The sequence below is a fragment of the Vibrio sp. Vb1026 genome (assembly GCF_033338745.1).
Lineage (GTDB): Bacteria > Pseudomonadota > Gammaproteobacteria > Enterobacterales > Vibrionaceae > Vibrio > Vibrio alginolyticus.
The window spans coordinates 69,536-93,899 of record NZ_JAWOTH010000005.1; the positions used below are offsets into that span (position 1 = coordinate 69,536).

General features: G+C 45.8%; 35 protein-coding genes. 10 read left to right on the forward strand and 25 right to left on the reverse strand.

The window, feature by feature from the left end:
* Nucleotides 1-9: 9 nt before the first annotated feature.
* The 23 genes from secY to rpmE all read right to left on the reverse strand — a co-directional run bounded on the left by secY (nt 10) and on the right by rpmE (nt 11,209).
* Entirely contained in the window at nt 10-1,344 is a 1,335-nt protein-coding gene (gene secY / locus R7E47_RS10185; RefSeq protein WP_005379562.1) for a preprotein translocase subunit SecY, read from the reverse strand.
* A 20-nt stretch (nt 1,345-1,364) separates the two neighbouring features.
* Nucleotides 1,365-1,799 carry a 50S ribosomal protein L15 gene (gene rplO, locus R7E47_RS10190; RefSeq protein ID WP_005383155.1) on the reverse strand — a complete coding sequence of 145 codons (435 nt, stop codon included), beginning with the start codon at nt 1,797-1,799 and terminating at the stop codon, nt 1,365-1,367.
* 5 nt (nt 1,800-1,804) lie between these two features.
* Complete coding sequence (rpmD, locus tag R7E47_RS10195) at nt 1,805-1,981, reverse strand: 50S ribosomal protein L30 (RefSeq protein WP_005379565.1); 177 nt, start codon at nt 1,979-1,981, stop codon at nt 1,805-1,807.
* 7 nt (nt 1,982-1,988) lie between these two features.
* Complete coding sequence (gene rpsE / locus R7E47_RS10200) at nt 1,989-2,492, reverse strand: 30S ribosomal protein S5 (protein WP_004745894.1); 504 nt, start codon at nt 2,490-2,492, stop codon at nt 1,989-1,991.
* A gap of 14 nt (nt 2,493-2,506) precedes the next feature.
* Complete coding sequence (gene rplR, locus R7E47_RS10205) at nt 2,507-2,860, reverse strand: 50S ribosomal protein L18 (protein ID WP_005379568.1); 354 nt, start codon at nt 2,858-2,860, stop codon at nt 2,507-2,509.
* Nucleotides 2,861-2,869: 9 nt separating this feature from the next.
* Nucleotides 2,870-3,403, reverse strand: a complete 534-nt coding sequence (gene rplF / locus R7E47_RS10210; RefSeq protein WP_005379570.1) for a 50S ribosomal protein L6 — start codon at nt 3,401-3,403, stop codon at nt 2,870-2,872.
* Nucleotides 3,404-3,416: 13 nt separating this feature from the next.
* Nucleotides 3,417-3,809: a 30S ribosomal protein S8 gene (gene rpsH, locus R7E47_RS10215; protein ID WP_005379572.1), complete on the reverse strand. Its 393-nt coding sequence runs from the start codon at nt 3,807-3,809 to the stop codon at nt 3,417-3,419.
* A 29-nt stretch (nt 3,810-3,838) separates the two neighbouring features.
* Nucleotides 3,839-4,144, reverse strand: coding sequence for a 30S ribosomal protein S14 (rpsN, locus tag R7E47_RS10220; RefSeq protein WP_004410442.1), 306 nt, complete (start codon nt 4,142-4,144; stop codon nt 3,839-3,841).
* Between the two features lie 17 nt (nt 4,145-4,161).
* Nucleotides 4,162-4,701: a 50S ribosomal protein L5 gene (rplE, locus tag R7E47_RS10225; RefSeq protein ID WP_005379573.1), complete on the reverse strand. Its 540-nt coding sequence runs from the start codon at nt 4,699-4,701 to the stop codon at nt 4,162-4,164.
* Between the two features lie 23 nt (nt 4,702-4,724).
* A complete protein-coding gene (gene rplX, locus R7E47_RS10230) occupies nt 4,725-5,042 on the reverse strand; it encodes a 50S ribosomal protein L24 (protein ID WP_005379574.1) in 318 nt (105 codons plus the stop codon).
* Between the two features lie 13 nt (nt 5,043-5,055).
* Nucleotides 5,056-5,427, reverse strand: coding sequence for a 50S ribosomal protein L14 (gene rplN / locus R7E47_RS10235; RefSeq protein WP_004410450.1), 372 nt, complete (start codon nt 5,425-5,427; stop codon nt 5,056-5,058).
* Between the two features lie 162 nt (nt 5,428-5,589).
* Entirely contained in the window at nt 5,590-5,844 is a 255-nt protein-coding gene (rpsQ, locus tag R7E47_RS10240) for a 30S ribosomal protein S17 (protein ID WP_005379575.1), read from the reverse strand.
* The gene (gene rpmC, locus R7E47_RS10245) at nt 5,844-6,035 is read right to left on the reverse strand and encodes a 50S ribosomal protein L29 (protein ID WP_005379576.1); all 192 of its coding nucleotides are present in this window, start codon (nt 6,033-6,035) and stop codon (nt 5,844-5,846) included. The genes rpsQ and rpmC overlap by 1 nt, the downstream gene beginning before the upstream one ends.
* Nucleotides 6,035-6,445 (reverse strand): 50S ribosomal protein L16, encoded by a 411-nt coding sequence (gene rplP / locus R7E47_RS10250; RefSeq protein ID WP_005379577.1) that lies wholly within the window; start codon nt 6,443-6,445, stop codon nt 6,035-6,037. Before rplP ends, rpmC begins: the two co-directional genes overlap by 1 nt.
* Nucleotides 6,446-6,456: 11 nt before the next feature.
* Nucleotides 6,457-7,155, reverse strand: coding sequence for a 30S ribosomal protein S3 (gene rpsC / locus R7E47_RS10255; RefSeq protein ID WP_005383161.1), 699 nt, complete (start codon nt 7,153-7,155; stop codon nt 6,457-6,459).
* 18 nt (nt 7,156-7,173) lie between these two features.
* Nucleotides 7,174-7,506 carry a 50S ribosomal protein L22 gene (rplV, locus tag R7E47_RS10260; RefSeq protein ID WP_005383164.1) on the reverse strand — a complete coding sequence of 111 codons (333 nt, stop codon included), beginning with the start codon at nt 7,504-7,506 and terminating at the stop codon, nt 7,174-7,176.
* A 10-nt stretch (nt 7,507-7,516) separates the two neighbouring features.
* Complete coding sequence (rpsS, locus tag R7E47_RS10265) at nt 7,517-7,795, reverse strand: 30S ribosomal protein S19 (RefSeq protein ID WP_004394525.1); 279 nt, start codon at nt 7,793-7,795, stop codon at nt 7,517-7,519.
* Between the two features lie 21 nt (nt 7,796-7,816).
* The gene (rplB, locus tag R7E47_RS10270) at nt 7,817-8,641 is read right to left on the reverse strand and encodes a 50S ribosomal protein L2 (RefSeq protein ID WP_005383168.1); all 825 of its coding nucleotides are present in this window, start codon (nt 8,639-8,641) and stop codon (nt 7,817-7,819) included.
* Between the two features lie 15 nt (nt 8,642-8,656).
* Nucleotides 8,657-8,959: a 50S ribosomal protein L23 gene (gene rplW, locus R7E47_RS10275; protein ID WP_004398471.1), complete on the reverse strand. Its 303-nt coding sequence runs from the start codon at nt 8,957-8,959 to the stop codon at nt 8,657-8,659.
* Nucleotides 8,956-9,558 (reverse strand): 50S ribosomal protein L4, encoded by a 603-nt coding sequence (gene rplD / locus R7E47_RS10280; RefSeq protein ID WP_005379556.1) that lies wholly within the window; start codon nt 9,556-9,558, stop codon nt 8,956-8,958. The genes rplW and rplD overlap by 4 nt, the downstream gene beginning before the upstream one ends.
* Nucleotides 9,559-9,575: 17 nt before the next feature.
* Nucleotides 9,576-10,205 (reverse strand): 50S ribosomal protein L3, encoded by a 630-nt coding sequence (gene rplC, locus R7E47_RS10285; RefSeq protein WP_005379555.1) that lies wholly within the window; start codon nt 10,203-10,205, stop codon nt 9,576-9,578.
* Between the two features lie 14 nt (nt 10,206-10,219).
* Nucleotides 10,220-10,531, reverse strand: coding sequence for a 30S ribosomal protein S10 (rpsJ, locus tag R7E47_RS10290; protein WP_004410492.1), 312 nt, complete (start codon nt 10,529-10,531; stop codon nt 10,220-10,222).
* A gap of 456 nt (nt 10,532-10,987) precedes the next feature.
* Complete coding sequence (gene rpmE / locus R7E47_RS10295; protein WP_005379546.1) at nt 10,988-11,209, reverse strand: 50S ribosomal protein L31; 222 nt, start codon at nt 11,207-11,209, stop codon at nt 10,988-10,990.
* 296 nt (nt 11,210-11,505) lie between these two features.
* Here rpmE and priA point away from each other — a divergent pair, with 296 nt between their 5' ends.
* The 7 genes from priA (at nt 11,506) to rraA (ending at nt 20,125) form a co-directional block, all read left to right on the forward strand.
* Nucleotides 11,506-13,710 (forward strand): primosomal protein N', encoded by a 2,205-nt coding sequence (gene priA / locus R7E47_RS10300; RefSeq protein ID WP_318084213.1) that lies wholly within the window; start codon nt 11,506-11,508, stop codon nt 13,708-13,710.
* 303 nt (nt 13,711-14,013) lie between these two features.
* The gene (cytR, locus tag R7E47_RS10305; protein ID WP_254901949.1) at nt 14,014-15,042 is read left to right on the forward strand and encodes a DNA-binding transcriptional regulator CytR; all 1,029 of its coding nucleotides are present in this window, start codon (nt 14,014-14,016) and stop codon (nt 15,040-15,042) included.
* Between the two features lie 226 nt (nt 15,043-15,268).
* Nucleotides 15,269-15,817, forward strand: coding sequence for a cell division protein FtsN (gene ftsN, locus R7E47_RS10310; RefSeq protein WP_047101882.1), 549 nt, complete (start codon nt 15,269-15,271; stop codon nt 15,815-15,817).
* A 115-nt stretch (nt 15,818-15,932) separates the two neighbouring features.
* Complete coding sequence (hslV, locus tag R7E47_RS10315) at nt 15,933-16,484, forward strand: ATP-dependent protease subunit HslV (protein ID WP_005383176.1); 552 nt, start codon at nt 15,933-15,935, stop codon at nt 16,482-16,484.
* Between the two features lie 23 nt (nt 16,485-16,507).
* Complete coding sequence (hslU, locus tag R7E47_RS10320; RefSeq protein ID WP_318084215.1) at nt 16,508-17,839, forward strand: HslU--HslV peptidase ATPase subunit; 1,332 nt, start codon at nt 16,508-16,510, stop codon at nt 17,837-17,839.
* A gap of 785 nt (nt 17,840-18,624) precedes the next feature.
* Nucleotides 18,625-19,542 carry a 1,4-dihydroxy-2-naphthoate polyprenyltransferase gene (locus R7E47_RS10325; RefSeq protein WP_104969015.1) on the forward strand — a complete coding sequence of 306 codons (918 nt, stop codon included), beginning with the start codon at nt 18,625-18,627 and terminating at the stop codon, nt 19,540-19,542.
* A 76-nt stretch (nt 19,543-19,618) separates the two neighbouring features.
* Entirely contained in the window at nt 19,619-20,125 is a 507-nt protein-coding gene (gene rraA, locus R7E47_RS10330; RefSeq protein ID WP_033905997.1) for a ribonuclease E activity regulator RraA, read from the forward strand.
* Between the two features lie 135 nt (nt 20,126-20,260).
* Here rraA and zapB read toward each other — a convergent pair whose 3' ends face one another.
* A complete protein-coding gene (zapB, locus tag R7E47_RS10335; protein WP_005379536.1) occupies nt 20,261-20,503 on the reverse strand; it encodes a cell division protein ZapB in 243 nt (80 codons plus the stop codon).
* 348 nt (nt 20,504-20,851) lie between these two features.
* Here zapB and glpX point away from each other — a divergent pair, with 348 nt between their 5' ends.
* The 3 genes from glpX to R7E47_RS10350 all read left to right on the forward strand — a co-directional run bounded on the left by glpX (nt 20,852) and on the right by R7E47_RS10350 (nt 23,541).
* A complete protein-coding gene (gene glpX, locus R7E47_RS10340) occupies nt 20,852-21,859 on the forward strand; it encodes a class II fructose-bisphosphatase (RefSeq protein ID WP_213968497.1) in 1,008 nt (335 codons plus the stop codon).
* 550 nt (nt 21,860-22,409) lie between these two features.
* Nucleotides 22,410-23,030 (forward strand): helix-turn-helix transcriptional regulator, encoded by a 621-nt coding sequence (locus R7E47_RS10345; protein WP_149191994.1) that lies wholly within the window; start codon nt 22,410-22,412, stop codon nt 23,028-23,030.
* 160 nt (nt 23,031-23,190) lie between these two features.
* On the forward strand, nt 23,191-23,541 hold the full coding sequence (locus R7E47_RS10350; RefSeq protein WP_318084218.1) for a DUF3135 domain-containing protein: 351 nt from the start codon (nt 23,191-23,193) through the stop codon (nt 23,539-23,541).
* On the opposite strand, the gene R7E47_RS10355 is transcribed toward R7E47_RS10350, so the two are convergent.
* Nucleotides 23,535-23,828 (reverse strand): GIY-YIG nuclease family protein, encoded by a 294-nt coding sequence (locus R7E47_RS10355; RefSeq protein ID WP_025768346.1) that lies wholly within the window; start codon nt 23,826-23,828, stop codon nt 23,535-23,537. The genes R7E47_RS10350 and R7E47_RS10355 overlap by 7 nt on opposite strands.
* Between the last annotated feature and the right edge of the window lie 536 nt (nt 23,829-24,364).

Below are 24,364 nucleotides of genomic sequence, written 5' to 3' on the forward strand. Positions count from 1 at the left end.
ACCGCCGGATTAACGGCCGTAGCCTTTCAGATTCGCTTTCTTCAACACAGAATCATACTGTTGAGACATCAGATGAGTCTGTACCTGTGCCATAAAGTCCATAATTACAACAACTACGATTAGTAGCGATGTACCGCCGAAGTAGAAACGTACGTTCCACGCGACCATCATGAACTCGGGAATCAGACAGATAAAGGTAATGTACAGTGCACCAGCAAGGGTTAAACGTGTCATTACTTTATCAATGTATTTCGCTGTCTGCTCACCTGGGCGGATACCGGGTACGAATGCACCAGACTTCTTCAAGTTATCTGCTGTTTCACGCGGGTTGAAAACCAACGCCGTGTAGAAGAAACAGAAGAAGATAATTGCTGCTGCATAAAGCATTACATACAACGGTTGACCTGGGCTAAGAGCCAAAGACACGTCAGTTAACCAACCGAACGCGCTGCTCTCACCGTTTTGACCAAACCACTGAGCCAATGTTCCTGGGAACAAGATAATACTTGATGCAAAAATCGCTGGAATTACACCTGCCATGTTAATTTTAAGAGGCAAATGCGAGCTTTGCGCAGCAAATACTTTACGACCTTGTTGACGTTTCGCATAGTTAACGACGATTCGGCGTTGACCACGTTCCATGAAAACAACGAAGTAAATTACTGCAAAAGCTAATACCGCGATTAGCAACAGAAGAAGTACATGCAATTCACCTTGACGCGCTTGCTCGATTGTTTGACCGATTGCAGAAGGCAATCCAGCAACAATACCTGCAAAAATCAGTATCGAAATACCGTTACCAATTCCGCGCTCTGTAATTTGTTCACCTAACCACATCAAGAACATGGTACCGGTTACTAAACTTACGGTAGCAATTAGCGTAAACATGGTTTGGTTGATAACAACCAGATTGTCGACCATGTTTGGTAGGCCAGTTGCAATACCTATAGCTTGGAAGGTTGCAAGTACAAGCGTGCCGTAGCGTGTGTATTGGCTTATCTTACGACGGCCTGCTTCACCCTCTTTTTTGAGTTCAGCTAACGCTGGATGAACTACAGTTAGCAATTGGACAACAATAGATGCCGAAATATACGGCATGATGCCCAATGCTAATATAGATGCACGCTCAAGAGCACCACCGGAGAACATGTTAAACATTTCAACGATGGTACCTTTTTGCTGTTCGAACAAATCGGCAAGTACAGCAGCGTCAATACCAGGAATCGGCACAAAAGAGCCGGCTCGGAATACTAAAAGTGCACCAATTACGAATAACAAGCGCGACTTTAGTTCACTTAAGCCGCTCTGAGCACTACGAAAATCTTGTCCTGGTTTCTTAGCCATCTGTACCTCGTTCCTCGAGATTATTCCTCGATTTTACCGCCTGCAGCTTCGATTGCAGCTTTAGCGCCTTTAGTCACACGTAGACCTTTAACAGTCACTGCTTTGTTGATTTCACCAGAAAGAACAACTTTTACAAATTCGATGTTCTTAGTGATGATGTTAGCAGCTTTAAGACTGTTTAGATCAACTACGTCACCAGAAACTTTCGCTAGCTCAGCTAGACGAACTTCAGCAGACACTAGGCTCTTACGAGAAGTGAAACCGAATTTTGGTAGACGTTGTTTCAGAGGCATCTGACCGCCTTCGAAACCTGGACGAACACTGCCGCCAGAACGTGATTTTTGACCTTTGTGACCACGGCCACCAGTTTTACCTAGGCCTGAACCGATACCACGACCTACTCGCTTCGCAGAAGTTTTCGCGCCAGCAGCCGGTGCTAGAGTATTCAAACGCATTCTGATTACTCCTCAACTTTAACCATGTAGTAAACCTTGTTGATCATACCGCGAATACACGGAGTATCTTCAAGTTCTACTGTGTGGTTGATTTTACGAAGACCTAGACCGCGCAAAGTAGCTTTGTGCTTTGGCAGACGACCAATTGAGCTTTTAGTTTGAGTTACTTTAATAGTTGCCATGGTGTTCTTACTCCGAAATAGATTCAACAGTTAGACCACGTTTAGCAGCAACCATTTCTGGTGACTTCATGCTACCTAGTGCATCGATCGTTGCACGAACGATGTTGATAGGGTTCGTAGAACCGTACGCTTTAGATAGTACGTTGTGTACACCAGCAACTTCTAGTACTGCACGCATCGCACCACCTGCGATAACACCAGTACCTTCTGCAGCAGGCTGCATGTAAACTTTAGAGCCCGAATGGCGACCTTTCACTGGGTGGTGAAGAGTGCCTTCGTTTAGAGCGATCGTAGTCATGTTACGACGCGCTTTTTCCATTGCTTTTTGAATCGCTGCAGGTACTTCACGAGCTTTGCCGTAACCGAAACCTACACGACCGTTACCGTCACCAACTACTGTTAGTGCAGTGAAGCTCATGATTCGACCACCTTTAACCGTTTTAGAAACACGGTTAACTGCGATTAGCTTTTCTTGCAAATCATTCGCTTGAACTTGTTGTTCTTTAGCCATCTTCCAACCCTACCTTAGAATTTCAGACCAGCTTCGCGAGCAGATTCTGCTAGCGCCGCTACTCGACCGTGGTATTGGAAACCAGAACGATCAAATGCAACTGCAGTTACGCCCTTCTCTAGAGCGCGCTCAGCAATAGCTTTACCCACTGCTTTAGCTGCATCAACGTTACCAGTGTATTTCACTTGCTCACGGATCGCTTTTTCTACAGTAGAAGCTGCTGCGATAACCTCAGAGCCGTTAGCCGCGATAACCTGTGCGTACACGTGACGAGGAGTACGGTGTACAACTAGGCGAGTCGCACCCAGTTCTGCAATCTTACGACGTGCACGTGTAGCACGACGGATGCGAGATGCTTTCTTATCCATAGTGTTACCTTACTTCTTCTTAGCTTCTTTAGTACGCACATTTTCATCTGCGTAACGAACACCTTTGCCTTTGTATGGCTCAGGCTCACGGTAAGAACGAATGTCAGCCGCAACTTGACCAACTAGTTGCTTGTCAGCACCAGTGATCACGATTTCAGTTTGGCTTGGACATTCAGCTTTAATACCCGCTGGCAACTCGTGCTCAACTGGGTGTGAGAAGCCTAGTGTTAGACCTACAGCGTTGCCTTTGATAGCAGCACGGTAACCTACACCTTTAAGAGTTAGCTTCTTAGTAAAGCCTTCAGTAACACCAACAACCATGTTGTTAACTAGAGCGCGAGCAGTACCTGCTTGAGCCCATGCGTTAGCAACACCTTCTTTAGGACCGAAAGTCAGGTTATTTTCTTCCTGAGCGATTACAACTGCGTTGTTAAGAACGCGAGTTAGTTCGCCTTTCGCACCTTTTACAGTGATTTCTTGGCCGTTTAGTTTCACCTCTACGCCAGCTGGAATAGCGACAGGTGCTTTTGCAACACGAGACATAGTCTACTCCTTATTAAGCTACGTAAGCGATGATTTCACCACCAAGACCTGCTTTACGTGCAGCGCGGTCTGACATAAGACCCTTGGAAGTAGAAACGATAGCAATACCAAGACCACCCATTACAGAAGGAAGTTCATCTTTCTTCTTGTAAACACGTAGACCTGGACGAGAAACACGTTTAAGTTGCTCGATTACTGGTTTAGCTTGGAAGTACTTAAGTGTAACTTCTAGCTCAGGTTTTGCTTCGCCTTCAACAGCGAAGTCAACGATGTAACCTTCAGCTTTTAGTAGTGCAGCAATTGCAACTTTAAGCTTTGAAGAAGGCATTTTTACAGCAACTTTGTTTGCTGCCTGACCGTTACGAACACGGGTCAGCATATCCGAAATCGGATCTTGCATGCTCATATGATTTACTCCAAATGATTAAGTGGCAATTACCAGCTAGCCTTACGAAGACCCGGAATCTCGCCTTTCATGCAAGCTTCACGAACCTTAATACGGCTTAGACCGAACTTACGTAGGTAACCGTGTGGACGACCAGTTTGGTTGCAACGGTTGCGCTGACGTGATGCACTTGAATCACGTGGAAGAGATTGCAGTGTAAGAACCGCGTTCCAACGATCTTCTTCAGATGCGTTTACATCGCTGATGATAGCTTTTAGCGCTGCACGCTTTTCAGCGAACTTAGCTACTAGCTTCGCACGTTTTGCTTCACGTGCTTTCATTGAATTTTTAGCCATAACAGTAACCCTTCACCTTACTTACGGAATGGGAAGTTAAAGGCAGCCAGCAGAGCACGGCCTTCCTCATCAGTACCAGCAGACGTCGTAATAGTGATGTCTAGACCGCGTACTCGATCAACTTTATCAAAGTCGATTTCCGGGAAGATGATTTGCTCGCGAACGCCCATGCTGTAGTTACCGCGACCGTCAAAAGACTTAGCGCTAACACCACGGAAGTCACGTACACGTGGAAGAGCGATGTTAATTAAACGCTCAAGAAAATCCCACATACGTTCGCCACGCAAGGTTACTTTACAACCGATAGGGTAGCCTTCACGGATTTTGAAACCTGCAACAGATTTGCGCGCTTTTGTGATAAGTGGCTTTTGACCAGAGATCGTTGCCATATCAGACGCTGCATTTTCTAGCAGTTTCTTATCGTTGATTGCTTCACCAACACCCATGTTTAGGGTGATTTTCTCGATTCTAGGGACTTGCATGACGCTTGTGTAACCGAACTGTTTGGTCAGTTCAGCGACTACAGACGACTTGTAGTAATCATGCAGTTTCGCCATAGTAGAACTCCAAATTACTTCTATTAGTTAGAAACGGTTTCGCCGTTAGACTTGAAGAAACGAACTTTTTTGCCGTCTTCAAAACGGAAACCGATACGGTCAGCTTTACCAGTAGCTGCGTTAAAGATAGCCACGTTAGAAACGTCGATAGCTGCTTCTTGCTCTACGATACCGCCTTGGATACCCATAGCTGGAACAGGTTTCTGATGTTTCTTAACTAGGTTGATACCTTCAACGATAACTTTACCAGTTGCTAGAACCTTAGTTACTTTACCTTTCTTGCCTTTGTCTTTACCAGCAAGAACGATTACTTCGTCATTACGACGGATTTTAGCTGCCATTTCTACGTGCTCCTTACAGAACTTCTGGAGCCAGTGAAACGATCTTCATGAACTTATCGCCACGAAGTTCGCGTGTCACAGGACCAAAGATACGTGTACCGATTGGTTGCTCAGTATTGTCGTTTAGCAATACGCAAGCATTTCGGTCGAAGCGAATGACAGAACCGTCAGGACGACGTACGCCTTTACGGGTGCGCACTACCACCGCCTTCAGAACATCACCTTTTTTAACTTTACCGCGAGGGATTGCTTCCTTCACAGTAACTTTGATGACGTCACCGATATGTGCATAACGGCGGTGAGAGCCACCCAGAACCTTAATACACATTACGCTGCGTGCGCCTGAGTTATCAGCTGCGTCCAGCATACTTTGCATTTGGATCATGTTAGTGCTCCGCTAAATATTAATAACTAGACCCATCACGGGTCGGGCTGCCTCTTTAAAAGGGACGCGAATTGTACCACCCTTTTTTGTGATTGGGTAGTCAAAAAATAAACGGCTCCAAAAATATTTTGGAGCCGCTTTAGTTTCATAGAATTAACGAGATTAAATCTTCGCCTTTTCTAGAACTTTTACCAAAGTCCAAGACTTAGTCTTAGACAGTGGACGACACTCTGCGATTTCAACTGTGTCGCCTAGGCCACACTCGTTGTTCTCGTCATGTGCGTGTACTTTAGTCGTACGTTTTACGTATTTACCGTAGATTGGGTGTTTTACGAAACGTTCGATAGCAACAGTGATAGACTTGTCCATCTTGTCGCTAACAACACGACCTTGTTGAGTACGTTTTACTTCGCTCATTATGCGCCTGCCTTCTCAGTCAAAACAGTTTTCACACGTGCGATATCACGGCGTACAGCTTTCAGAGTATGAGTTTGCTGTAGTTGACCAGTCGCAGCTTGCATGCGCAAGTTGAACTGTTCGCGTAGCAAATTCATTAGCTCAGCGTTAAGCTCTTCAACGCTTTTCTCGCGTAGATCTTGTGCTTTCATCACATCACCTGCTTAGTTACAAATGTAGTTTTGAAAGGCAGTTTACGTGCCGCAAGACGGAACGCTTCACGTGCCAATTCTTCAGGTACACCACCCATTTCGTACATAACCTTACCAGGTTGGATTTGGGCTACCCAGTACTCAACGTTACCTTTACCCTTACCTTGACGAACTTCAAGTGGTTTTTCTGTGATTGGTTTGTCTGGGAACACACGGATCCAGATTTTACCTTGACGCTTAACGTGACGTGTCATTGCACGACGTGCCGCTTCGATTTGACGAGCAGTTAGACGACCACGGCCAACAGCTTTAAGACCGAATTCGCCGAAGCTTACATCAGTACCTTTAGCTAGACCACGGTTACGACCAGTCTGAACCTTACGGAACTTAGTACGTTTAGGTTGTAGCATCTGTCGACTCCTTACTTACGGCCTTTACGCTGCTTCTTAGGCTTGTCGCCTTTAGGCTCTACAGCGTTAGCTGCTGGCATACCACCTAGGATTTCACCTTTGAAGATCCAAGTTTTAATGCCGATCACACCGTATTGAGTGTGAGCCGAAGAAGTTGCGTAATCAATGTCAGCACGTAGAGTGTGTAGAGGCACACGACCTTCACGGTACCACTCTGAACGTGCGATTTCAGCGCCGCCTAGACGACCGCTTACTTCCACTTTGATACCTTTAGCGCCTAGGCGCATTGCGTTTTGTACTGCGCGCTTCATAGCACGACGGAACATAACACGACGCTCTAGCTGAGACGCGATGCTGTCACCAACAAGTTGCGCATCTAGTTCAGGCTTACGTACTTCAGCGATGTTAATTTGCGCTGGTACACCTGCAATTTTAGCTACAGCTGCGCGTAGCTTCTCAACGTCTTCACCTTTCTTACCGATAACAACGCCTGGACGAGCAGTGTGAATAGTCACACGGATGCTCTTAGCAGGACGCTCGATAACGATACGTGATAGAGACGCTTTTTTCAGTTCACTTGTAAGGAACTGACGTACCTTGAAGTCGCCGTCTAGGTTGTCAGCGAAATCTTTGGTGTTAGCAAACCATGTAGCATTCCAAGGCTTAACGATGCCTAGACGAATACCATTTGGATGTACTTTTTGACCCATTGCTTACTCTCCTAGTCTCTAGCGATCTGCTACAACAACAGTGATGTGGCTTGAACGCTTCAAGATACGATCCGCACGACCTTTAGCACGAGGCATAATACGCTTCATGGTTGGGCCTTCATCTACAAAGATTTTTGCGACATTCAGATCGTCAATATCTGCACCTTCGTTGTGCTCCGCGTTAGCGATAGCAGACTCTAGAACTTTCTTAACTAGTGCAGCAGCTTTTTTGTTGCTGAACGTTAGGATTTCTAGAGCTTGGTCAACAGATTTACCACGGATTAGATCCGCAACTAAGCGAGCTTTCTGAGGCGAAATGCGAGCAAAGTTATGTTTAGCAATTGCTTCCATTATCTACTCCTTAGCGCTTCTTAGCTTTCTTATCCGCAGCGTGACCGCGGTAAGTGCGTGTTGGTGCGAATTCACCCAGTTTGTGACCGATCATTTCATCAGTTACAAATACTGGTACGTGCTGACGACCATTATGGACAGCGATGGTCAAACCGATCATCGTAGGGATGATCATTGAACGACGGGACCAAGTCTTAATAGGCTTTTTGTCTCCGCTTTCCACCGCTTTCTCTACCTTCTTCAGCAAGTGTAGGTCAATAAAAGGACCTTTCTTGAGAGAACGTGGCATGGCGATTCCTCTTTATATAGATTACTTGTTACGACGACGTACGATGTACTTGTCAGTGCGTTTGTTCTTACGAGTCTTGAAGCCTTTAGTAGGCATACCCCAAGGAGATACTGGGTGACGACCACCAGAAGTACGGCCTTCACCACCACCATGTGGGTGGTCAATCGGGTTCATTACAACACCACGAACCGTTGGACGGATACCGCGATGACGTGATGCACCTGCTTTACCAAGTTCACGTAGCATGTGCTCAGAGTTACCAACTTCACCGATTGTTGCACGGCCTTCAGAAAGAACTTTGCGCATCTCGCCAGAACGTAGACGGATAGTTACGTACGCACCGTCGCGAGCAACGATTTGAGCGTAAGCACCAGCCGAACGAGCTAGCTGACCACCTTTACCAGGCTTAAGTTCAACGTTATGTACTGTTGAACCTACTGGGATATTACGCATTGGTAGAGTGTTACCAGCTTTGATTGGTGCATCAACACCAGACTGAATAACATCACCAGCTACAACACCTTTAGGTGCTAGGATGTAGCGACGCTCACCGTCTTTGTAAAGAACTAGAGCAATGTTTGCGCTACGGTTTGGATCGTATTCAAGACGCTCAACTGTCGCTGGAATACCATCTTTAGTACGTTTGAAGTCAACTACACGGTAGTGGTGCTTGTGACCACCGCCGATGTGACGTACTGTGATACGACCCTTGTTGTTACGACCACCGTTCTTAGAGTTTTTCTCTAGAAGAGGTGCGTATGGCTTGCCCTTGTGTAGGTCAGCGTTAACAACTTTAACAACGTGACGACGACCAGGGGAAGTCGGCTTACATTTAACAATAGCCATTTTTAACTACTCCTGTTATTCCGCGCCGCCAACGAAGTCAAGATCTTGACCTTCTTTCAAAGTAACGTACGCTTTCTTAACGTCGCTGCGGCGACCTTGGCGTAGACCTTGACGTTTGGTCTTACCCTTAGTGATAAGAGTATTTACAGACTTAACTTCAACTTCAAATAGCTTTTCTACAGCTGCTTTGATCTCTTTTTTAGTCGCATCTTTAGCTACTTTGAAAACGATAGTGTTCGCTTTCTCAGCTGCCATAGTTGCTTTTTCAGAGATGTGCGGTGCACGTAGAACTTTTAGGATACGCTCTTCAGTGATCATGCTAGCATTTCCTCTACTTGCTTAACTGCTTCTGCAGTCATTACAACTTTGTCAAACGCGATTAGAGATACTGGATCGATACCAGCAACATCACGTGCGTCAACTTTGTATAGGTTACGAGCAGCTAGGAATAGATTCTCATCTACTTCGCTAGTCACGATTAGAGCGTCAGTTAGCTCAAGCTCTTTAAGCTTAGCAACTAGCTCTTTAGTCTTTGGTGCTTCAACTGAGAAGTTATCAACAACGATTAGACGCTCTTGACGAACAAGCTCAGAAAGAATGCTCTTCATAGCACCACGGTACATTTTTTTGTTTACTTTTTGGCTGTGATCTTGTGGTTTCGCAGCAAAAGTAACACCACCTGTACGCCAGATTGGGCTACGGATTGTACCAGCACGCGCACGGCCAGTACCTTTTTGACGCCATGGCTTAGCGCCACCGCCAGAAACTTCTGAACGTGTTTTTTGAGCACGAGTACCTTGACGAGCACCTGCTGCGTACGCAACAACTACTTGGTGTACAAGAGCTTCGTTAAACTCACGTCCGAAAGTAGTTTCGGAAACAGTTAGTGCATCGGCACCTTTAACCATTAGTTCCATTACTTACTCCTGAGACGTTATGCTTTAACAGCTGGTTTAACGATCACGTTGCCGCCAGTTGCGCCTGGGACTGCACCTTTAATAAGAAGCAGGTTGCGCTCAGCGTCAACACGTACGATCTCTAGGTTTTGAGTCGTTACACGCTCAGCACCCATGTGACCTGCCATTTTCTTGCCTTTAAATACGCGACCTGGAGTCTGACATTGACCGATAGAACCAGGAGCACGGTGAGACAATGAGTTACCGTGAGTCATATCTTGAGTACGGAAGTTCCAACGCTTAACAGCGCCTTGGAAACCTTTACCCTTAGATGTACCAGTAACGTCTACTTTCTTAGTTTCGTTGAATAGTTCAACAGTTAGTTCTGAACCAACTTCGAACTCTTCGCCGTTTTCTAAACGGAATTCCCAAAGACCGCGACCAGCTTCAACGCCAGCTTTAGCAAAGTGACCTGCTTCAGCTTTGTTTACACGGTTAGCTTTCTTAGAACCAGCTGTAACCTGGATTGCTGCGTAGCCGTCAGTTTCAAGAGTTTTCACTTGAGAAACACGGTTAGCTTCAACCTCAACAACTGTTACTGGGATAGAAACGCCTTCTTCAGTAAATACGCGGGTCATGCCCACTTTACGACCGATTAGACCAATCATACTTCTAATCTCCCTTAACCTAGGCTAATTTGAACGTCAACGCCCGCAGCAAGGTCTAGACGCATTAGAGCATCAACAGTCTTGTCTGTTGGCTCAACGATGTCGATTAGACGCTTGTGAGTACGGATTTCGTACTGGTCACGTGCTTTCTTGTTAACGTGTGGAGAGATAAGAACTGTGAAACGCTCTTTACGAGTTGGCAGTGGGATTGGACCACGAACCTGTGCGCCAGTGCGCTTAGCTGTTTCAACGATTTCCGCTGTAGAAGCATCGATTAGTTTGTAATCGAAAGCTTTTAGGCGGATACGGATACGTTGGTTCTGCATGAGACAGAGCTCCAAATTTAATAAATTACACAAACAATATCGCCACTCAAACTCGTCAAGACGAGAGAATGCCGATTGATTTATGTGAAACCGTAGCATCCAAGATTAGGACGCATTGTCAGTTAATTTTCGATTAACTATCCCTATATGCCAAAGTCACCTTTGAGGATAGTTTTTCCGAAGAAAAGATAGCTAATTGTATTAACCGCGAACATAAGCTGAGTATACATTACCTCGCAAATCCTTAGATTTGCTCGCTCCTCACTGCTCATTGGTTCACAACTGGCTTAACCAGTGCGCTGCATTATACAGATCACACTTTAGGTTGCAAGCGCTGAGTGAAAAATAATCGGGAATATTCCAAACCCCATACATTCCTCTTCGCTTGGTAGCCATTAAAACAAAAAGGACGCCGAAGCGTCCTTTTCTAAACTGTAATCGTAATAGCGGCTGCTATTATTTCTTACCGCTTGATAGTGCACCGAAACGCTTGTTGAAGCGATCAACACGGCCGCCTGTATCAACGATACGTTGCTTACCAGTGTAGAATGGGTGGCACTTGTCACATACGTCTAGGTGGATAGACTCTTTACCTAGAGTAGAGTTGAACTCAAAAGAGTTGCCGCAAGAACAAGTCGCTTTTACTGCTTTGTATTCTGGGTGGATACCAGCTTTCATGGGATAACCTCAATAGTAGGCCGTGTCGCTATACGAATCTAAGCCGCACACCACACGCAATTAATAATAAAATGGGATACCGCATCAACTAATTGCCGAAGCCATATCTCAAGGCGCGATATAGTAAAGAATCACATTGCTCGGATCAACACATTTGGCAACTTTTTCGCCACTTTTTTAGCCAGACTAATCATAGAGGCACGATTCACGCTGAATCGCATTGCTTTACTCGAATTTCCATACCGATTTTAATAGACTCTCATTTCCTTTCCCTCTTTTTTAATAGCTAAGAATTTATGCGTCCAACCATTGCTAGAGTGGCATTACCCGTTCCGCTCGACAAACAATTTGATTACGCCATTCCGGGGCACCTGTTTCCGATCATTGGTGGACGCGTTTCCGTACCTTTTGGACGCCAAACGTTAGTTGGCATCGTCACCGCGATGGTTAATCACTCGGACTTTCCCAAAGATCAACTCAAGCCAATCAAAGCAGTTCTTGATTCTCAGCCGATATGGTCTGAAAAGCTTTATTCGTTGCTGACTTGGTGCAGCCAGTTCTACCAATACCCACTTGGAGATACGCTACACAATGCGATGCCAGCAGCTCTACGTAAAGGAAAGCCTGCAGATTTTGCGACGCTACAAGAGTGGCAAATTACCGAATCCGGTAAAGACAAGCTGATGCAAGGGCTTGATCGTCGAGCGGTCAAACAACAGAAGGTCTTGCAAATGTTGGTTAACGGCGCTTTGCCTCACCAGGAATTTGTCGACCAAGAGATAGCCTCAACAGTACTAAAGTCTTTAGAAGAGAAAGGCTGGATTGAACGTATCGAGAAGAAGCCTGTAATCACCCAGTGGGGACAGCACGTTGAATGCGACGTCGAAAAGCCAAAGCTCAACCACGAACAAGCGCTGGCTATTGCGAGTGTAAATAGCCAAACAGGTTTTGCCTCCTATTTATTAGAAGGCGTCACGGGCTCAGGTAAGACAGAAGTGTACCTCAACCTTATCAAGCCAGTTTTAGAGCAAGGGAAACAAGCCTTGGTTTTAGTACCAGAGATTGGCTTAACGCCCCAAACCATCAACCGCTTTAAACGCCGTTTTAATGTGCCAGTTGACGTCATCCACTCCGGGTTAAACGAGACGGAGCGTCTGAATGCGTGGCTTTCTGCACGCGACAAAGCGGCCGGAATCATTATCGGCACACGCTCTGCCCTACTCGCGCCTTTTGCTGATCTCGGGATTATCATTGTGGACGAGGAACATGACACCTCTTACAAACAGCAAGATAGCTTGCGTTATCATGCACGCGATGTTGCTGTAATGCGCGCTCATAAAGAACAAGTTCCGATTGTTCTGGGCTCAGCCACACCTGCACTGGAGACATTGCACAATGCCTTGTCAGGCAAATATCACCATTTAACACTAACCCAACGAGCTGGCTCTGCCGTGCCAACCACTAATAAAGTGTTAGATGTAAAAGGTCAGTATTTAGAAAGTGGCTTATCTGCCCAACTGATTGCCGAGATGCGCAAGCATTTAAAAGCGGGCAATCAAGTAATGTTGTTTCTTAACCGTCGAGGCTTTTCGCCCGCTTTGATGTGCCATGAATGCGGTTGGATTGCAGAATGTAAACGCTGTGATGCGTACTATACGTTCCACCATTACAGCAACGAAATACGCTGCCATCACTGCGGCTCACAACAACCGGTAATTCATCAGTGTCAGGGGTGTGGTTCAACTCAACTGGTTACCGTCGGCGTAGGAACGGAACAACTCGAACAACAATTGACTCAGTTATTTCCAGAATACAACGCCATTCGCATCGACAGAGACAGCACACGCCGCAAAGGCAGTTTGGAAGATGCCCTTGAATCGATTCGTAAAGGTGAACATCAAATTCTGATTGGCACCCAAATGCTGGCTAAGGGGCACCATTTTCCAAATGTAACGCTCGTTGCTCTTTTGGATGTTGATGGCTCTCTCTATAGTAGTGACTTCCGCGCTTCCGAGCGACTAGCGCAGTTGTTTATTCAAGTCGCAGGTCGTGCCGGCCGCGCAAGTAAACCTGGCGAGGTTATCCTACAAACCCACCATCCTGAGCACAGCTTGCTGCAGGCCCTGCTTCAAAAAGACTATCGCCACTTTGCTATGACTGCTCTGGAAGAACGCAAACTGGCTCAGCTTCCGCCTTATAGTTTCTTGACTCTGTTTAAAGCAGAGGCGAACCAAAGTGAGGTAGTTGAAGACTTCCTGCGTCAGGTTCGCTTTACGTTAGAGTCACACCCTCTGTTCGATGATTCCTGCATGGTGTTAGGCCCTACTCCTTCACCTTTGGCCAAGCGGGCTGGTAAATACCGTTGGCAACTATTACTGCAAACTCAGCATCGTTCATTGATGCAAAAGTTATTAACCAGTGCCAAACCTGCTATTGAGTTGTTGCCAAATGCTAAGAAAGTACGCTGGAATTTAGACATAGAACCACAAGATCTCAGCTAGCAAACGTTTAACTATGTAATGAATTACCACTTAATGTGACCAGAATCACACCAAGATTACAATTTTTGTTAAACAGACCGTAACTTTCACTTTAGAAATGAATAGACTATCCAAATTAGAAAAGTCTAAAGTGACTTGTTTGCACAGGCTTAGATTAAAACAATGACTATTCCCACAAATTGATATCGCGGTGAAGAATCCATTTTCCCACTCGTTAACACGAACTGAGCGAAGAGCAAACACAGCTCTAACTCGGTTTGATTACTCTGATTTCAAACCGGAATAACGTCATCTTGGCAAAAAATAAATGAGAGGTTAAAAACTATGGCGACAATGAAGGATGTTGCCCAGCTTGCGGGAGTGTCTACGGCTACGGTATCTCGAGCCTTAATGAATCCAGAGAAAGTCTCTTCTTCTACAAGAAAGAGAGTAGAAGATGCCGTACTTGAAGCGGGTTATTCTCCAAACTCATTAGCGCGTAACTTACGTAGAAACGAATCAAAAACCATTGTTACTATCGTTCCCGACATCTGTGATCCTTATTTTTCTGAAATTATTCGCGGTATTGAAGATGCAGCCATGGAACATGGCTATCTAGTCCTGCTGGGCGATAGCGGACAACAGAAGAAACGCGAAAGCTCTTTCGTAAACCTCGTATTTACTAAGCAGGCAGATGGAATGCTACTGCTTGGTACAGATCTACCATTCGATGTCAGTAAGCCAGAGCAAAAGAACTTACCTCCGATGGTAATGGCGTGTGAATTTGCGCCTGAACTCGAGCTCCCGACAGTACATATTGATAACCTGACCTCTGCATTTGAAGCAGTGAATTACCTGACTCAATTAGGTCATAAACGCATTGCTCAAATCTCTGGACCAGATACAGCAATATTGTGTCAATTCCGCCAGCAAGGCTACCAACAAGCCCTGCGCCGTGCCGGCATCAATAAAGATCCGCAATATAGTGTCATTACTGAGTTCTCTTTTGATGGCGGAGCAAAAGCCGTTCGTAAACTGCTCGAATTGCCAGAACCACCAACGGCTATTTTCTGTCACTGTGACACAATGGCCATCGGCGCAATTCAAGAAGCGAAAAAGCTTGGCTTACGAGTACCGCAAGATCTCTCTGTTGTGGGCTTTGATGACATTAACTTCGCTCAGTACTGCGATCCACCGTTGACCACCATCTCTCAACCTCGCTATGAGATTGGTCGACAAGCGATGCTAATGATGCTCGAGATGTTAAAAGGCCACGACGTGCATTCAGGCTCACGTCTGCTTGAAACTAATCTCGTCATTCGTGGAAGTGCAGCGCCACCACAGCGCCCTTAACCTAAAGATTAGGTATTCATCCCCAAAGCGGTGCTAAGGCGCCGCTTTTTTTATTTACCCCTCCTGCTTTTTGTGTATCCCTGAATAAATGTAAGTGAGAACGGAAACACACTCCTACACTCGGGCGTTGTCGCGCTTTAGCTATCAAGATTCTATCAATAGGGTGTTTTCTCAACTCGTTCTGGATTAACATATTTGCAAGAATCCTTGATGACCAGAAATAACCGTGGCAAATAGAGATTATGTAAGACGAGGGCGAGGCGCCCCAAAAAAGTCGACAAAAAAACAGCCGCCGAAAAGAAAAAAACCTTGGCGCAGTGGCCTGCTCGCTATCTTGCTCGTGGGCGGTTTTGGCTATGGTCTTTACCTTTTGAGTAGTGACCCAGAACCTAAACAACCAGTCGTGAAGCAGCCAACAACCACTGTAAGCAAACCAAAGCCGAAAAAAGACTTGCCGCCACCACCAGAAGAAAAATGGGAATATGTTGAGTCACTACCGAAACGTGAAGTTGAAGTTGTGGCTAAAGAAATTGAAGTTTCTAAAATTCCTTACATCATGCAGTGTGGCGCGTACAAAACTCAGGCACAAGCGGAAGAGCGCAAGCTTGCAATCGCGTTCCAAGGGATGTCGAGCAAGATTCGTAAGAAAGAAGGCAGTTCATGGTATCGTGTGGTGCTAGGTCCGTATAAGTTCAAACGTGATGCAGAACGTGACCGTCATAAACTGCAACGCGCGAAAATCGAGCCGTGCGCGATTTGGAAAGAAAATCTTTAAACTCAGGCCCTAGGAGCTAAGATCCTAGGGCCTTTCTTTTTGCCCCCTTGAATCCCCATTTCTCCTCCCCCATATACTGAATTAAATCCAAAGAGAAATAATCAAGAGGTCGACTGTGACTACCATTGTATCTGTACGTCGAAATAATAAAGTCGTCATCGCGGGTGATGGCCAAGTATCTCTAGGCAATACCGTAATGAAAGGTAATGCGCGCAAAGTTCGCCGCCTATACAACAACCAAGTACTAGCGGGCTTTGCCGGCGGTACTGCGGATGCCTTCACCCTTTTTGAGCGCTTCGAAAGCAAACTGCAAATGCACCAAGGTCACCTAACCAAAGCGGCAGTTGAGCTAGCCAAAGACTGGCGTAGCGATCGTGCTCTGCGCAAGCTCGAAGCCTTACTTGCCGTTGCCGACGAAACCGCATCGTTAATCATTACCGGTAATGGTGATGTCGTACAGCCAGAACACGACCTGATTGCGATTGGCTCTGGTGGTGCTTACGCACAAGCTGCCGCAACCGCCCTACTAGAAAACACAGATCTAGATGCTCGTGAGATCGCGGAAAAAGCTCTCAATATCGCGGGTGATATTTGTGTCTTCACTAACCATCACCACACGGTAGAAGAGCTAGACTCAACAGTAGAGCCTGAAAAACCAACCGCGTAATCGTAACGAAGTAAGGAAAGAATATGTCTGAAATGACGCCTCGCGAAATCGTTCATGAATTGAACCGCCACATTATCGGTCAAGAAAAAGCCAAGCGTTCGGTTGCGATTGCACTTCGTAACCGCTGGCGCCGCATGCAGCTTGAAGAAAGCTTGCGTGCCGAAGTGACGCCAAAAAACATCTTGATGATTGGCCCTACTGGTGTTGGTAAGACTGAAATCGCACGACGCCTCGCAAAACTGGCAAATGCCCCTTTCATCAAAGTTGAAGCGACAAAATTCACCGAAGTGGGTTACGTTGGTAAAGAAGTTGAAACCATCATCCGTGACCTAACAGATGTCGCTGTGAAAATGACGCATCAACAAGCGATGGAGAAAGTGAAATTCCGAGCAGAAGAGCAAGCGGAAGAACGCATTCTTGATGGGCTACTGCCACCAGCACGTGATAGCTGGGGTCAAGCAGAGCAAACGGAAGAGTCTTCTCACACTCGCCAGATCTTCCGTAAGAAACTGCGTGAAGGCCAACTAGACGATAAAGAAATTGAAATCGACGTAGCCGCACCGCAGATGGGCGTAGAGATCATGGCGCCTCCTGGTATGGAAGAGATGACTAACCAGCTGCAAGGCATGTTCCAAAACCTGGCAGGCGACACTAAGAAAAAACGTAAGCTGAAAATCAAAGACGCAATGAAAGCGTTAGCGGAAGAAGAAGCGGCGAAACTGGTAAACCAAGAAGAGCTAAAAGAAGCAGCGATTTTCAACGTTGAAAACAACGGCATCGTATTTATCGATGAGATCGACAAGATCTGTAAACGCGGCGAGAGCTCAGGCCCAGACGTTTCACGCGAAGGTGTTCAGCGCGACCTACTTCCATTGATTGAAGGCAGCACGGTATCAACCAAGCACGGCATGGTAAAAACAGACCATATTCTGTTTGTTGCATCTGGTGCATTCCAAGTGGCAAAACCATCTGACTTGATCCCAGAATTGCAAGGTCGTCTACCAATTCGTGTTGAGCTAGAAGCACTAAGCAGCAACGACTTCAAACGTATTCTGACAGAGCCAAAAGCCTCTCTAACAGAGCAGTACGTTGCGTTGATGAAAACGGAAGATGTGGACATCGAATTCACAGAAGACGGCATCACGCAAATCGCGGAAGCGGCATGGACGGTCAACGAAAGCACCGAAAACATCGGTGCTCGTCGCTTACACACCGTAATGGAACGCTTGATGGATGAAATCTCTTACGACGCAGCGGAGCAATCTGGCGCTAAATTCGTTATTGATTCCGCTTACGTGAAAGCGCGCCTAGGCGACACAATTGAAGATGAAGATCTAAGCCGCTTTATTCTTTAAACGCAATCTATTTTACCAAAGCCCAGAACCTTGTTTCTGGGCTTTTTGTTTAGAATGACGGTGACTTAGACAACACCCAAATCAAGGATCTCGTCATTCTAAGAGCTCAAGCGAGACTAAGAATCTGCTAACAGCAGACGCCTATTCTTTCCAACTCACCTTAACCACGGCACTATTGGGACGATAGATTCTGAATCACCTCGTTCCTCGCTGTTCAGAATGACGGTGACTTAGACAACATCTAAATCAAAAGAGCTCGTCATTCTAGCGAGCTTAAGCGAGACTAAGAATCTGCTAACAGCAAACGCCTTTCTTTCCCCACTCGCCTTCACCACCGCACAATCGGATGATAGATTCTGAATCACACTCGTTCCTCGCTGTTCAGAATGACGGTGACTTTGACAACATCTAAATCAAAAGACCTGGTCATTCTAGCGAGCTCAAGCGAGACTAAGAATCTGGTAACAGCAGACGCCTATTCTTTCCCACTCCCCTTCACCACCGCACAATCGGATGATCGATTCTGAATCACACTCGTTGTTCAGAATGGCGGTGACTTTGACAACACCTAAATCAAAAAGATCTCGTCATTCTGGCGAGCTCAAGCGAGACTAAGAATCTGCTAACAGCAAACGCCTTTCTTTCCTCACTCGCCTTCACCACCGCACAACCGGACGATAGATTCTGAATCGCCCTTTGACTTCTAGTTGAGTTGTTTTAGGTCAATAGCGTATCTGCCTCTTTGTGCTTATACTGGGCACATTGGTTACTAGCACGAAATTTCCATGAAACAATCTTTACAGATCTGGCTTGAAGCCGCTCGCCCAAAAACACTACCTCTGGCATTAGTCTCTATCTTAACGGGTAGTGTACTCGCCTACTCGGCGGGTCATTTTTCACCGACAATTGCCATCATGGCTTTCGTAACCGCGACGTTGCTGCAAATTCTATCCAATCTTGCGAACGACTACGGCGATGCCGTTCAAGGTACAGATAACGACAAACGCCTTGGCCCATTACGAGCGATGCAGTCTGGCGCGGTAAGTGCTAAACAGATGAAACAAGCGATTATCTTTAACATCGTTCTGACCGCAATCTCAGGCTTGGTGTTAGTTTTCTATTCACTAAGTTCACTGGAAAGCATTGTTACTTTTATCGGGCTGGGAATTTTGGCCATTCTCGCAGCCATTGCTTATACCATGGGTAGCAAACCATACGGTTACGTGGGGCTTGGCGATATATCAGTGTTCTTGTTTTTTGGTTTACTCGGCGTATCCGGTACCTACTTCTTGCATACCGGTCACGTAGACACCACGCTATTCTTACCTGCTTTAGGCTGCGGTTTACTCGCCGTTGCAGTACTCAACATCAACAATATGCGTGATATAGAGAACGACCGAGAGTGTGGTAAACGCACGGTGGCGGTACGCTTAGGTCAACGTAAAGCCAAGCAGTACCACTTTATCTTACTTGGCGGAGCTATCCTTGCCTTTGCGGCTTACTTGTTAATTCAAGACAAACCCGTTTGGATTAGCTTGCCATTTTTACTTAGTATTTATTTCGTGGCCGATCATGGTAAAGCAGTTTGGCATACACAAAAGCCCGCTCAGATAGCACCAATGATGCCAGTCATCGTGAAATGCTCTCTAGTCACCAACGTTTTGTTTGCAACAATTGTGGTAGCTCAAACTCTAGTAAGTTAAAAAAGGATTGTCATTGCATTGACTTAATGCCTAGATATACTCAAAGACAACCAATTTCTGTTTAGAAAGGTACGCTATGGAATACAATACCTCAGCACTCTGTGATATCTACCTCGATCAGGTAGATGTGGTTGAACCAATGTTCAGTAACTTTGGCGGTCGCGCTTCATTTGCCGGGCAAATCACCACCATCAAGTGTTTTGAAGATAATTCGTTGATCCGCGAGACATTAGAGCAAGATGGACTTGGTCGCGTTTTGTTAATTGACGGTGGCGGTTCCCTACGTAAAGCCCTTATCGATGCAGAAATCGCAACCATTGCGGAAGAAAACGAGTGGGAAGGCATTGTCGTTTACGGCTGTGTTCGTGAAGTAGATGAACTTGAAGATATGAACTTAGGCATTCAAGCCCTCGCCTCTATTCCTGTTGGAGCGACCAGCCAGGGTATTGGCGAATTGGATATACCAGTCAACTTTGGCGGCGTTAGCTTCCTTCCAGAAGATTACATTTACGCTGATAGCACCGGAATTATCCTGTCGCCAGAACCATTGAATATTGATTTAGAGTTGGATGAAGAAGCATAACGAGTCTTAGGCGCCTAAGTTATAGGGTCTTCTCTTGGCTCTTAGCGCCTAGCCTTGTCTTAACATTTTCTACTTCCCTAAAACACAAACACCCGCTTAACGCGGGTGTTTTTAATTTGGAATGAAGAAGCCGAATTATTCCACTTCGTCCATTTTGCCAAGTAGTGCACGAATGCGCTCTTGCCATTGTGCGTGCTCTTGCTGTGCTTGTTGTGCTTTTTGCTCTAGCTCTTCACGTTGAGAGCGAAGCTCGTTCGCTTCTTCCGCAAGTTTAGCTTTATCTTCTTTCAGCTCTTCGACTTCCATCTGAAGAAGAGTGATTGTGTCAACTGCAGTTTGAATTTTAGATTCTAGTTGTTCTAGTACTTCAAAAGACATCTTGGCCTACCTATGTTATTCCGTTGGGACGATGTGCGAGATTGATGCACACCTAACCTATATAAGGTTCATTCTACTCAGCGTCGCGATGAGAAACACTCACTATATTCGATATTTTGCATCATTCGGTCAAAAAATCAGCGCAATCTCACTAAACGCTGACTTTTCTTGTCGCCGAAGCATTTTTGAGCAAGGATTTTGCGTCTCGCTACGCTGAAAATCGCCCTAAGTATTGATCAAATTCAAGTTAGATAAAGTAAAAGCCTCGCAAAAAGGCAAACGTTTACTCGACCTTGTGATAGAATCGCCGCGCAAATTCTTCTTCCCTCTTGCTTACTTGGAGACATCATGAAACGCGATTTAGCAATGGCATTTTCCCGTGTGACTGAAGGTGCAGCTCTGGCTGGTTACAAATGGCTTGGCCGTGGCGATAAAAACGCAGCCGATGGCGCAGCTGTTGAAGTTATGCGCACGCTACTGAACAAAACAGATATCAGTGGTGAAATTGTCATTGGTGAAGGTGAAATCGATGATGCGCCAATGCTGTACATTGGTGAGCAAGTGGGTATTGGTGGTGATGAAGTAGATATTGCAGTCGACCCGATTGAAGGAACGCGTATGACGGCAATGGGACAATCGAACGCACTAGCCGTACTTGCCGCAGGTGAGAAAGGCAGCTTTCTTAAAGCGCCAGATATGTACATGGAAAAACTGGTTGTTGGCCCTGGTGCAAAAGGCGTAATTGACTTAGAAAAGCCGTTAAAAGAAAACCTAGAGAACGTAGCAAAAGCCCTGAACAAGCCACTTGATACCCTAGTCGTTATTACCCTTGCGAAACCTCGCCACGATAACGTTATTGCAGAAATGCAAGCAATGGGCGTACGTGTCTTTGCGGTGCCTGATGGTGACGTGGCTGCCTCTATTCTGACTTGTATGCCAGACAGTGAAGTGGACATGATGTACTGTATTGGTGGCGCGCCAGAAGGGGTAGTATCAGCAGCGGTAATTCGAGCGCTAGACGGTGATATGCACGGTCGCCTGCTTCCTCGTCACGAAGTAAAAGGCAATACTGAAGAAAACCGCATTTACGGTGCAGATGAACTAAAACGCTGCGATGAAATGGGCGTAAAAGCGAATGTTGTCCTCAAAATGGAAGACATGGCTCGTAGCGACAATGTGGTATTTTCAGCTACAGGCATCACTAAAGGTGACTTGCTGGAAGGTATCTCTCGTCAAGGCAATATTGCAACCACAGAAACGCTGCTCGTGCGCGGTCGATGCCGAACTATTCGCCGCATTAAGTCGACTCACTACCTAGATCGTAAGGATCCAGAAGTACGCGATATTATTCTTTAAGCATTTCTCGAGGCTCTCGCTCAGTCTGAGCTTGAGCCTTTCTTTCCGCACAACGGGCAATAGATTCTGAATCACACTCGTTCCTCGTTGTTCAGAATGACGGTGACTTTAATAAGCTCTAAATCGAAAGAACTCGTCATTCTAGCGAACTCCAGCGAGACTAAGAATCTAGTTGTAACAAGCTCCTATTCTTTCCTGGTCACCTTAACCACTACTCAACCAAAAAATAGATTCTGAATCACCTCGTCCCTCGCCGTTCAGAGTGACGGTTACCATAGCAAGCTCTAAATCAAAAGAACTCGTCATTCTAGCGAGCCCCAGCGAGACTAAGAATCTGGTAACAGCAGACTCCTATTCTTTCCTGGTCACCTTAACCGCTGCACAATCGGACGATAGATTCTGAATCACCTTATCCCTCGCCGTTCAGAATGACGACATATATTGGCTCATATGAACATAGCCCCTACAAATCCACACTCAAATTAAGTCAACACTTTTCTTTACTAACCCTATCGCGCATAATATGTACTGACGTATAAATGGTGGGTATATGAAGACCGTAGATAGGATATTGCAAATCGTTAAGCGTGATGGCTCCGTCACTGCAAAACAACTCTCTTCTGAGCTAGGTATGACAACCATGGGGGCGCGTCAGCACCTGCAGAGTTTAGAAGATGATGGCATCCTGTCTATCCATGACGTAAAAGTAAAAGTTGGTCGCCCTGCTCGTCATTGGTCTCTCACTCAAAAAGGTCATGAGCAATTTGCTGACCGTCACGGTGAGTTGACCATTCAGTTTATAGAAGCTGTCGAACATATCTTTGGCAAAGATGGACTGGAAAAAGTCACATCAGAAAGGGAAAAACTCACGTTACAAAGTTATCGTCAGCATCTTGAGCAATGCGACTCTCTGCAAAGCAAACTAGAAACACTTGTCACATTAAGAGAGCAAGAAGGCTATATGGCAGAGCTCGAGAGAGATGAGAACGGATTCATCTTGATCGAAAATCACTGTCCGATTTGTAAAGCCGCAACTCGCTGCCCAAGCTTGTGCCAATCAGAATTAAGTGTCTTTCAGTCTTTACTTGGACATGACACCAAAGTAGAGCGTACCGAACACATCATTAGTGGCCAAAGACGCTGCGTTTACCGCATCCAACAACTGCAGTAACCACCACAACCAAACATCGACATGCCGCACTTATTCAATCTCACTCCTGAAAGCTTCTCTTATAAGTGAGACGGCTGAAGAATTCATCCTCTCTCCTCTTTCTAGTGGTATAGGCTTTTAGTAACTAAAGGCAATTTCCATAAGGATTTGGAGAGCATCGATGTCTACTCTACGTCATATCCCATCCCAAACGCTTCCTCCATTCGATGAAATGGTTCGAATGGCAGAGCGAGACCCAGAAGCTTTTGAGCAATTTCGACATGAGATGGCGAAAGAGATGATCGAGAGCGCATCAGAAGATATGAAAGAAAGATTGTGGGCTCAACAAAGCCACATTGATAGAGTCATCAGCACGTGTAAAACCCCTCATCACACCAATGTGGTATTGATGAACGAGTTGCAAAAACAGGTCGTAAAGTTCAAAGCAGCGCTAGAAGGGGAAGCGGCACCGACACAAAAAGCGGATGTGGTTAGCTTAAATGCGTTTAAAGATAGGAATGACTTTTACTGATACTCAGTAGATAGATCGAGAAAGTTAGGGTTCGTTTCTCTTACCAAGGCTAACTTCCACTCACGCTTCCACTGCTTGAGCTGCTTTTCTCGGTTTATAGCATTAGCCATATCGTCGAATAACTCAAAGTAAACGAGCTTATGAACGTTGTATTTCTTAGTAAATCCTTCCACTACTCCATTTTTATGTTGCCATATTCTTTGGGGCAGCTGACTGGTAACACCTATGTAGAGAACGGCGTTGTTATTTGACGTTAGGATATAAACGCAAGGTGTCTTATCGATGATTCATTCTCCTTCATTATTCGCTGTTACTTTTCCATTGTAATTCGCAAGCTCAGGCAGTTTATTTCAAACTCGGAGCGCTCTATGCGTAGATTCTGAATCACGCTCGTCCCTCGCAGTTCAGAATGACGGTGAGTTTAACAGCCTCTAAATCAAAAGAGTTCGTCATTCTAGCGAGCTCAAGCGAGACTAAGAATCTGTTAACAGCAAGCTCCTATTCTTTTGCTCTCACCTTAGCCACTGCTCAACCGGATGATAGATTCTGAATCACCTCGTTCCTCGTTGTTCAGAATGATGATGACTTTAACAGCCTCCAAACCAAAAAGGATCGTCATTCTAGCGAGCTTTAGCAAAGCTAAGGATCTGGTAACAGCAAGCCCCTATTCTTTCCCGCTCAGCTTAACCACTGCTCAACCGGACGATAGATTCTGGACCACGCTCATTCCTCGCTGTTCAGAATGACAGTGGCTTTAACAGCCTCTAAATCAAAAGAGTCCGTCATTCTAGCGAGCCGCAGCGAAACTAAGGATCTGGTAACA

Excerpts from the sequence above, each read along its gene's own strand:
- secY (WP_005379562.1), bottom strand. The coding sequence starts at position 1,344 with ATGGCTAAGAAACCAGGACAAGATTTTCGTAGTGCTCAGAGCGGCTTA.
- rplO (WP_005383155.1), bottom strand. The coding sequence starts at position 1,799 with ATGCGTTTGAATACTCTAGCACCGGCTGCTGGCGCGAAAACTTCTGCG.
- rpmD (WP_005379565.1), bottom strand. The coding sequence starts at position 1,981 with ATGGCAACTATTAAAGTAACTCAAACTAAAAGCTCAATTGGTCGTCTG.
- rpsE (WP_004745894.1), bottom strand. The coding sequence starts at position 2,492 with ATGGCTAAAGAACAACAAGTTCAAGCGAATGATTTGCAAGAAAAGCTA.
- rplR (WP_005379568.1), bottom strand. The coding sequence starts at position 2,860 with ATGGATAAGAAAGCATCTCGCATCCGTCGTGCTACACGTGCACGTCGT.
- rplF (WP_005379570.1), bottom strand. The coding sequence starts at position 3,403 with ATGTCTCGTGTTGCAAAAGCACCTGTCGCTATTCCAGCTGGCGTAGAG.
- rpsH (WP_005379572.1), bottom strand. The coding sequence starts at position 3,809 with ATGAGCATGCAAGATCCGATTTCGGATATGCTGACCCGTGTTCGTAAC.
- rpsN (WP_004410442.1), bottom strand. The coding sequence starts at position 4,144 with ATGGCTAAAAATTCAATGAAAGCACGTGAAGCAAAACGTGCGAAGCTA.
- rplE (WP_005379573.1), bottom strand. The coding sequence starts at position 4,701 with ATGGCGAAACTGCATGATTACTACAAGTCGTCTGTAGTCGCTGAACTG.
- rplX (WP_005379574.1), bottom strand. The coding sequence starts at position 5,042 with ATGGCAGCTAAAATCCGTCGTAATGACGAAGTAATCGTTCTTGCTGGT.
- rplN (WP_004410450.1), bottom strand. The coding sequence starts at position 5,427 with ATGATCCAAATGCAAAGTATGCTGGACGCAGCTGATAACTCAGGCGCA.
- rpsQ (WP_005379575.1), bottom strand. The coding sequence starts at position 5,844 with ATGAGCGAAGTAAAACGTACTCAACAAGGTCGTGTTGTTAGCGACAAG.
- rpmC (WP_005379576.1), bottom strand. The coding sequence starts at position 6,035 with ATGAAAGCACAAGATCTACGCGAGAAAAGCGTTGAAGAGCTTAACGCT.
- rplP (WP_005379577.1), bottom strand. The coding sequence starts at position 6,445 with ATGCTACAACCTAAACGTACTAAGTTCCGTAAGGTTCAGACTGGTCGT.
- rpsC (WP_005383161.1), bottom strand. The coding sequence starts at position 7,155 with ATGGGTCAAAAAGTACATCCAAATGGTATTCGTCTAGGCATCGTTAAG.
- rplV (WP_005383164.1), bottom strand. The coding sequence starts at position 7,506 with ATGGAAGCAATTGCTAAACATAACTTTGCTCGCATTTCGCCTCAGAAA.
- rpsS (WP_004394525.1), bottom strand. The coding sequence starts at position 7,795 with ATGCCACGTTCTCTCAAGAAAGGTCCTTTTATTGACCTACACTTGCTG.
- rplB (WP_005383168.1), bottom strand. The coding sequence starts at position 8,641 with ATGGCTATTGTTAAATGTAAGCCGACTTCCCCTGGTCGTCGTCACGTT.
- rplW (WP_004398471.1), bottom strand. The coding sequence starts at position 8,959 with ATGATCACTGAAGAGCGTATCCTAAAAGTTCTACGTGCACCGCACATC.
- rplD (WP_005379556.1), bottom strand. The coding sequence starts at position 9,558 with ATGGAACTAATGGTTAAAGGTGCCGATGCACTAACTGTTTCCGAAACT.
- rplC (WP_005379555.1), bottom strand. The coding sequence starts at position 10,205 with ATGATTGGTCTAATCGGTCGTAAAGTGGGCATGACCCGCGTATTTACT.
- rpsJ (WP_004410492.1), bottom strand. The coding sequence starts at position 10,531 with ATGCAGAACCAACGTATCCGTATCCGCCTAAAAGCTTTCGATTACAAA.
- rpmE (WP_005379546.1), bottom strand. The coding sequence starts at position 11,209 with ATGAAAGCTGGTATCCACCCAGAATACAAAGCAGTAAAAGCGACTTGT.
- priA (WP_318084213.1), top strand. The coding sequence starts at position 11,506 with ATGCGTCCAACCATTGCTAGAGTGGCATTACCCGTTCCGCTCGACAAA.
- hslU (WP_318084215.1), top strand. The coding sequence starts at position 16,508 with ATGTCTGAAATGACGCCTCGCGAAATCGTTCATGAATTGAACCGCCAC.
- R7E47_RS10325 (WP_104969015.1), top strand. The coding sequence starts at position 18,625 with ATGAAACAATCTTTACAGATCTGGCTTGAAGCCGCTCGCCCAAAAACA.
- rraA (WP_033905997.1), top strand. The coding sequence starts at position 19,619 with ATGGAATACAATACCTCAGCACTCTGTGATATCTACCTCGATCAGGTA.
- zapB (WP_005379536.1), bottom strand. The coding sequence starts at position 20,503 with ATGTCTTTTGAAGTACTAGAACAACTAGAATCTAAAATTCAAACTGCA.
- glpX (WP_213968497.1), top strand. The coding sequence starts at position 20,852 with ATGAAACGCGATTTAGCAATGGCATTTTCCCGTGTGACTGAAGGTGCA.
- R7E47_RS10345 (WP_149191994.1), top strand. The coding sequence starts at position 22,410 with ATGAAGACCGTAGATAGGATATTGCAAATCGTTAAGCGTGATGGCTCC.
- R7E47_RS10350 (WP_318084218.1), top strand. The coding sequence starts at position 23,191 with ATGTCTACTCTACGTCATATCCCATCCCAAACGCTTCCTCCATTCGAT.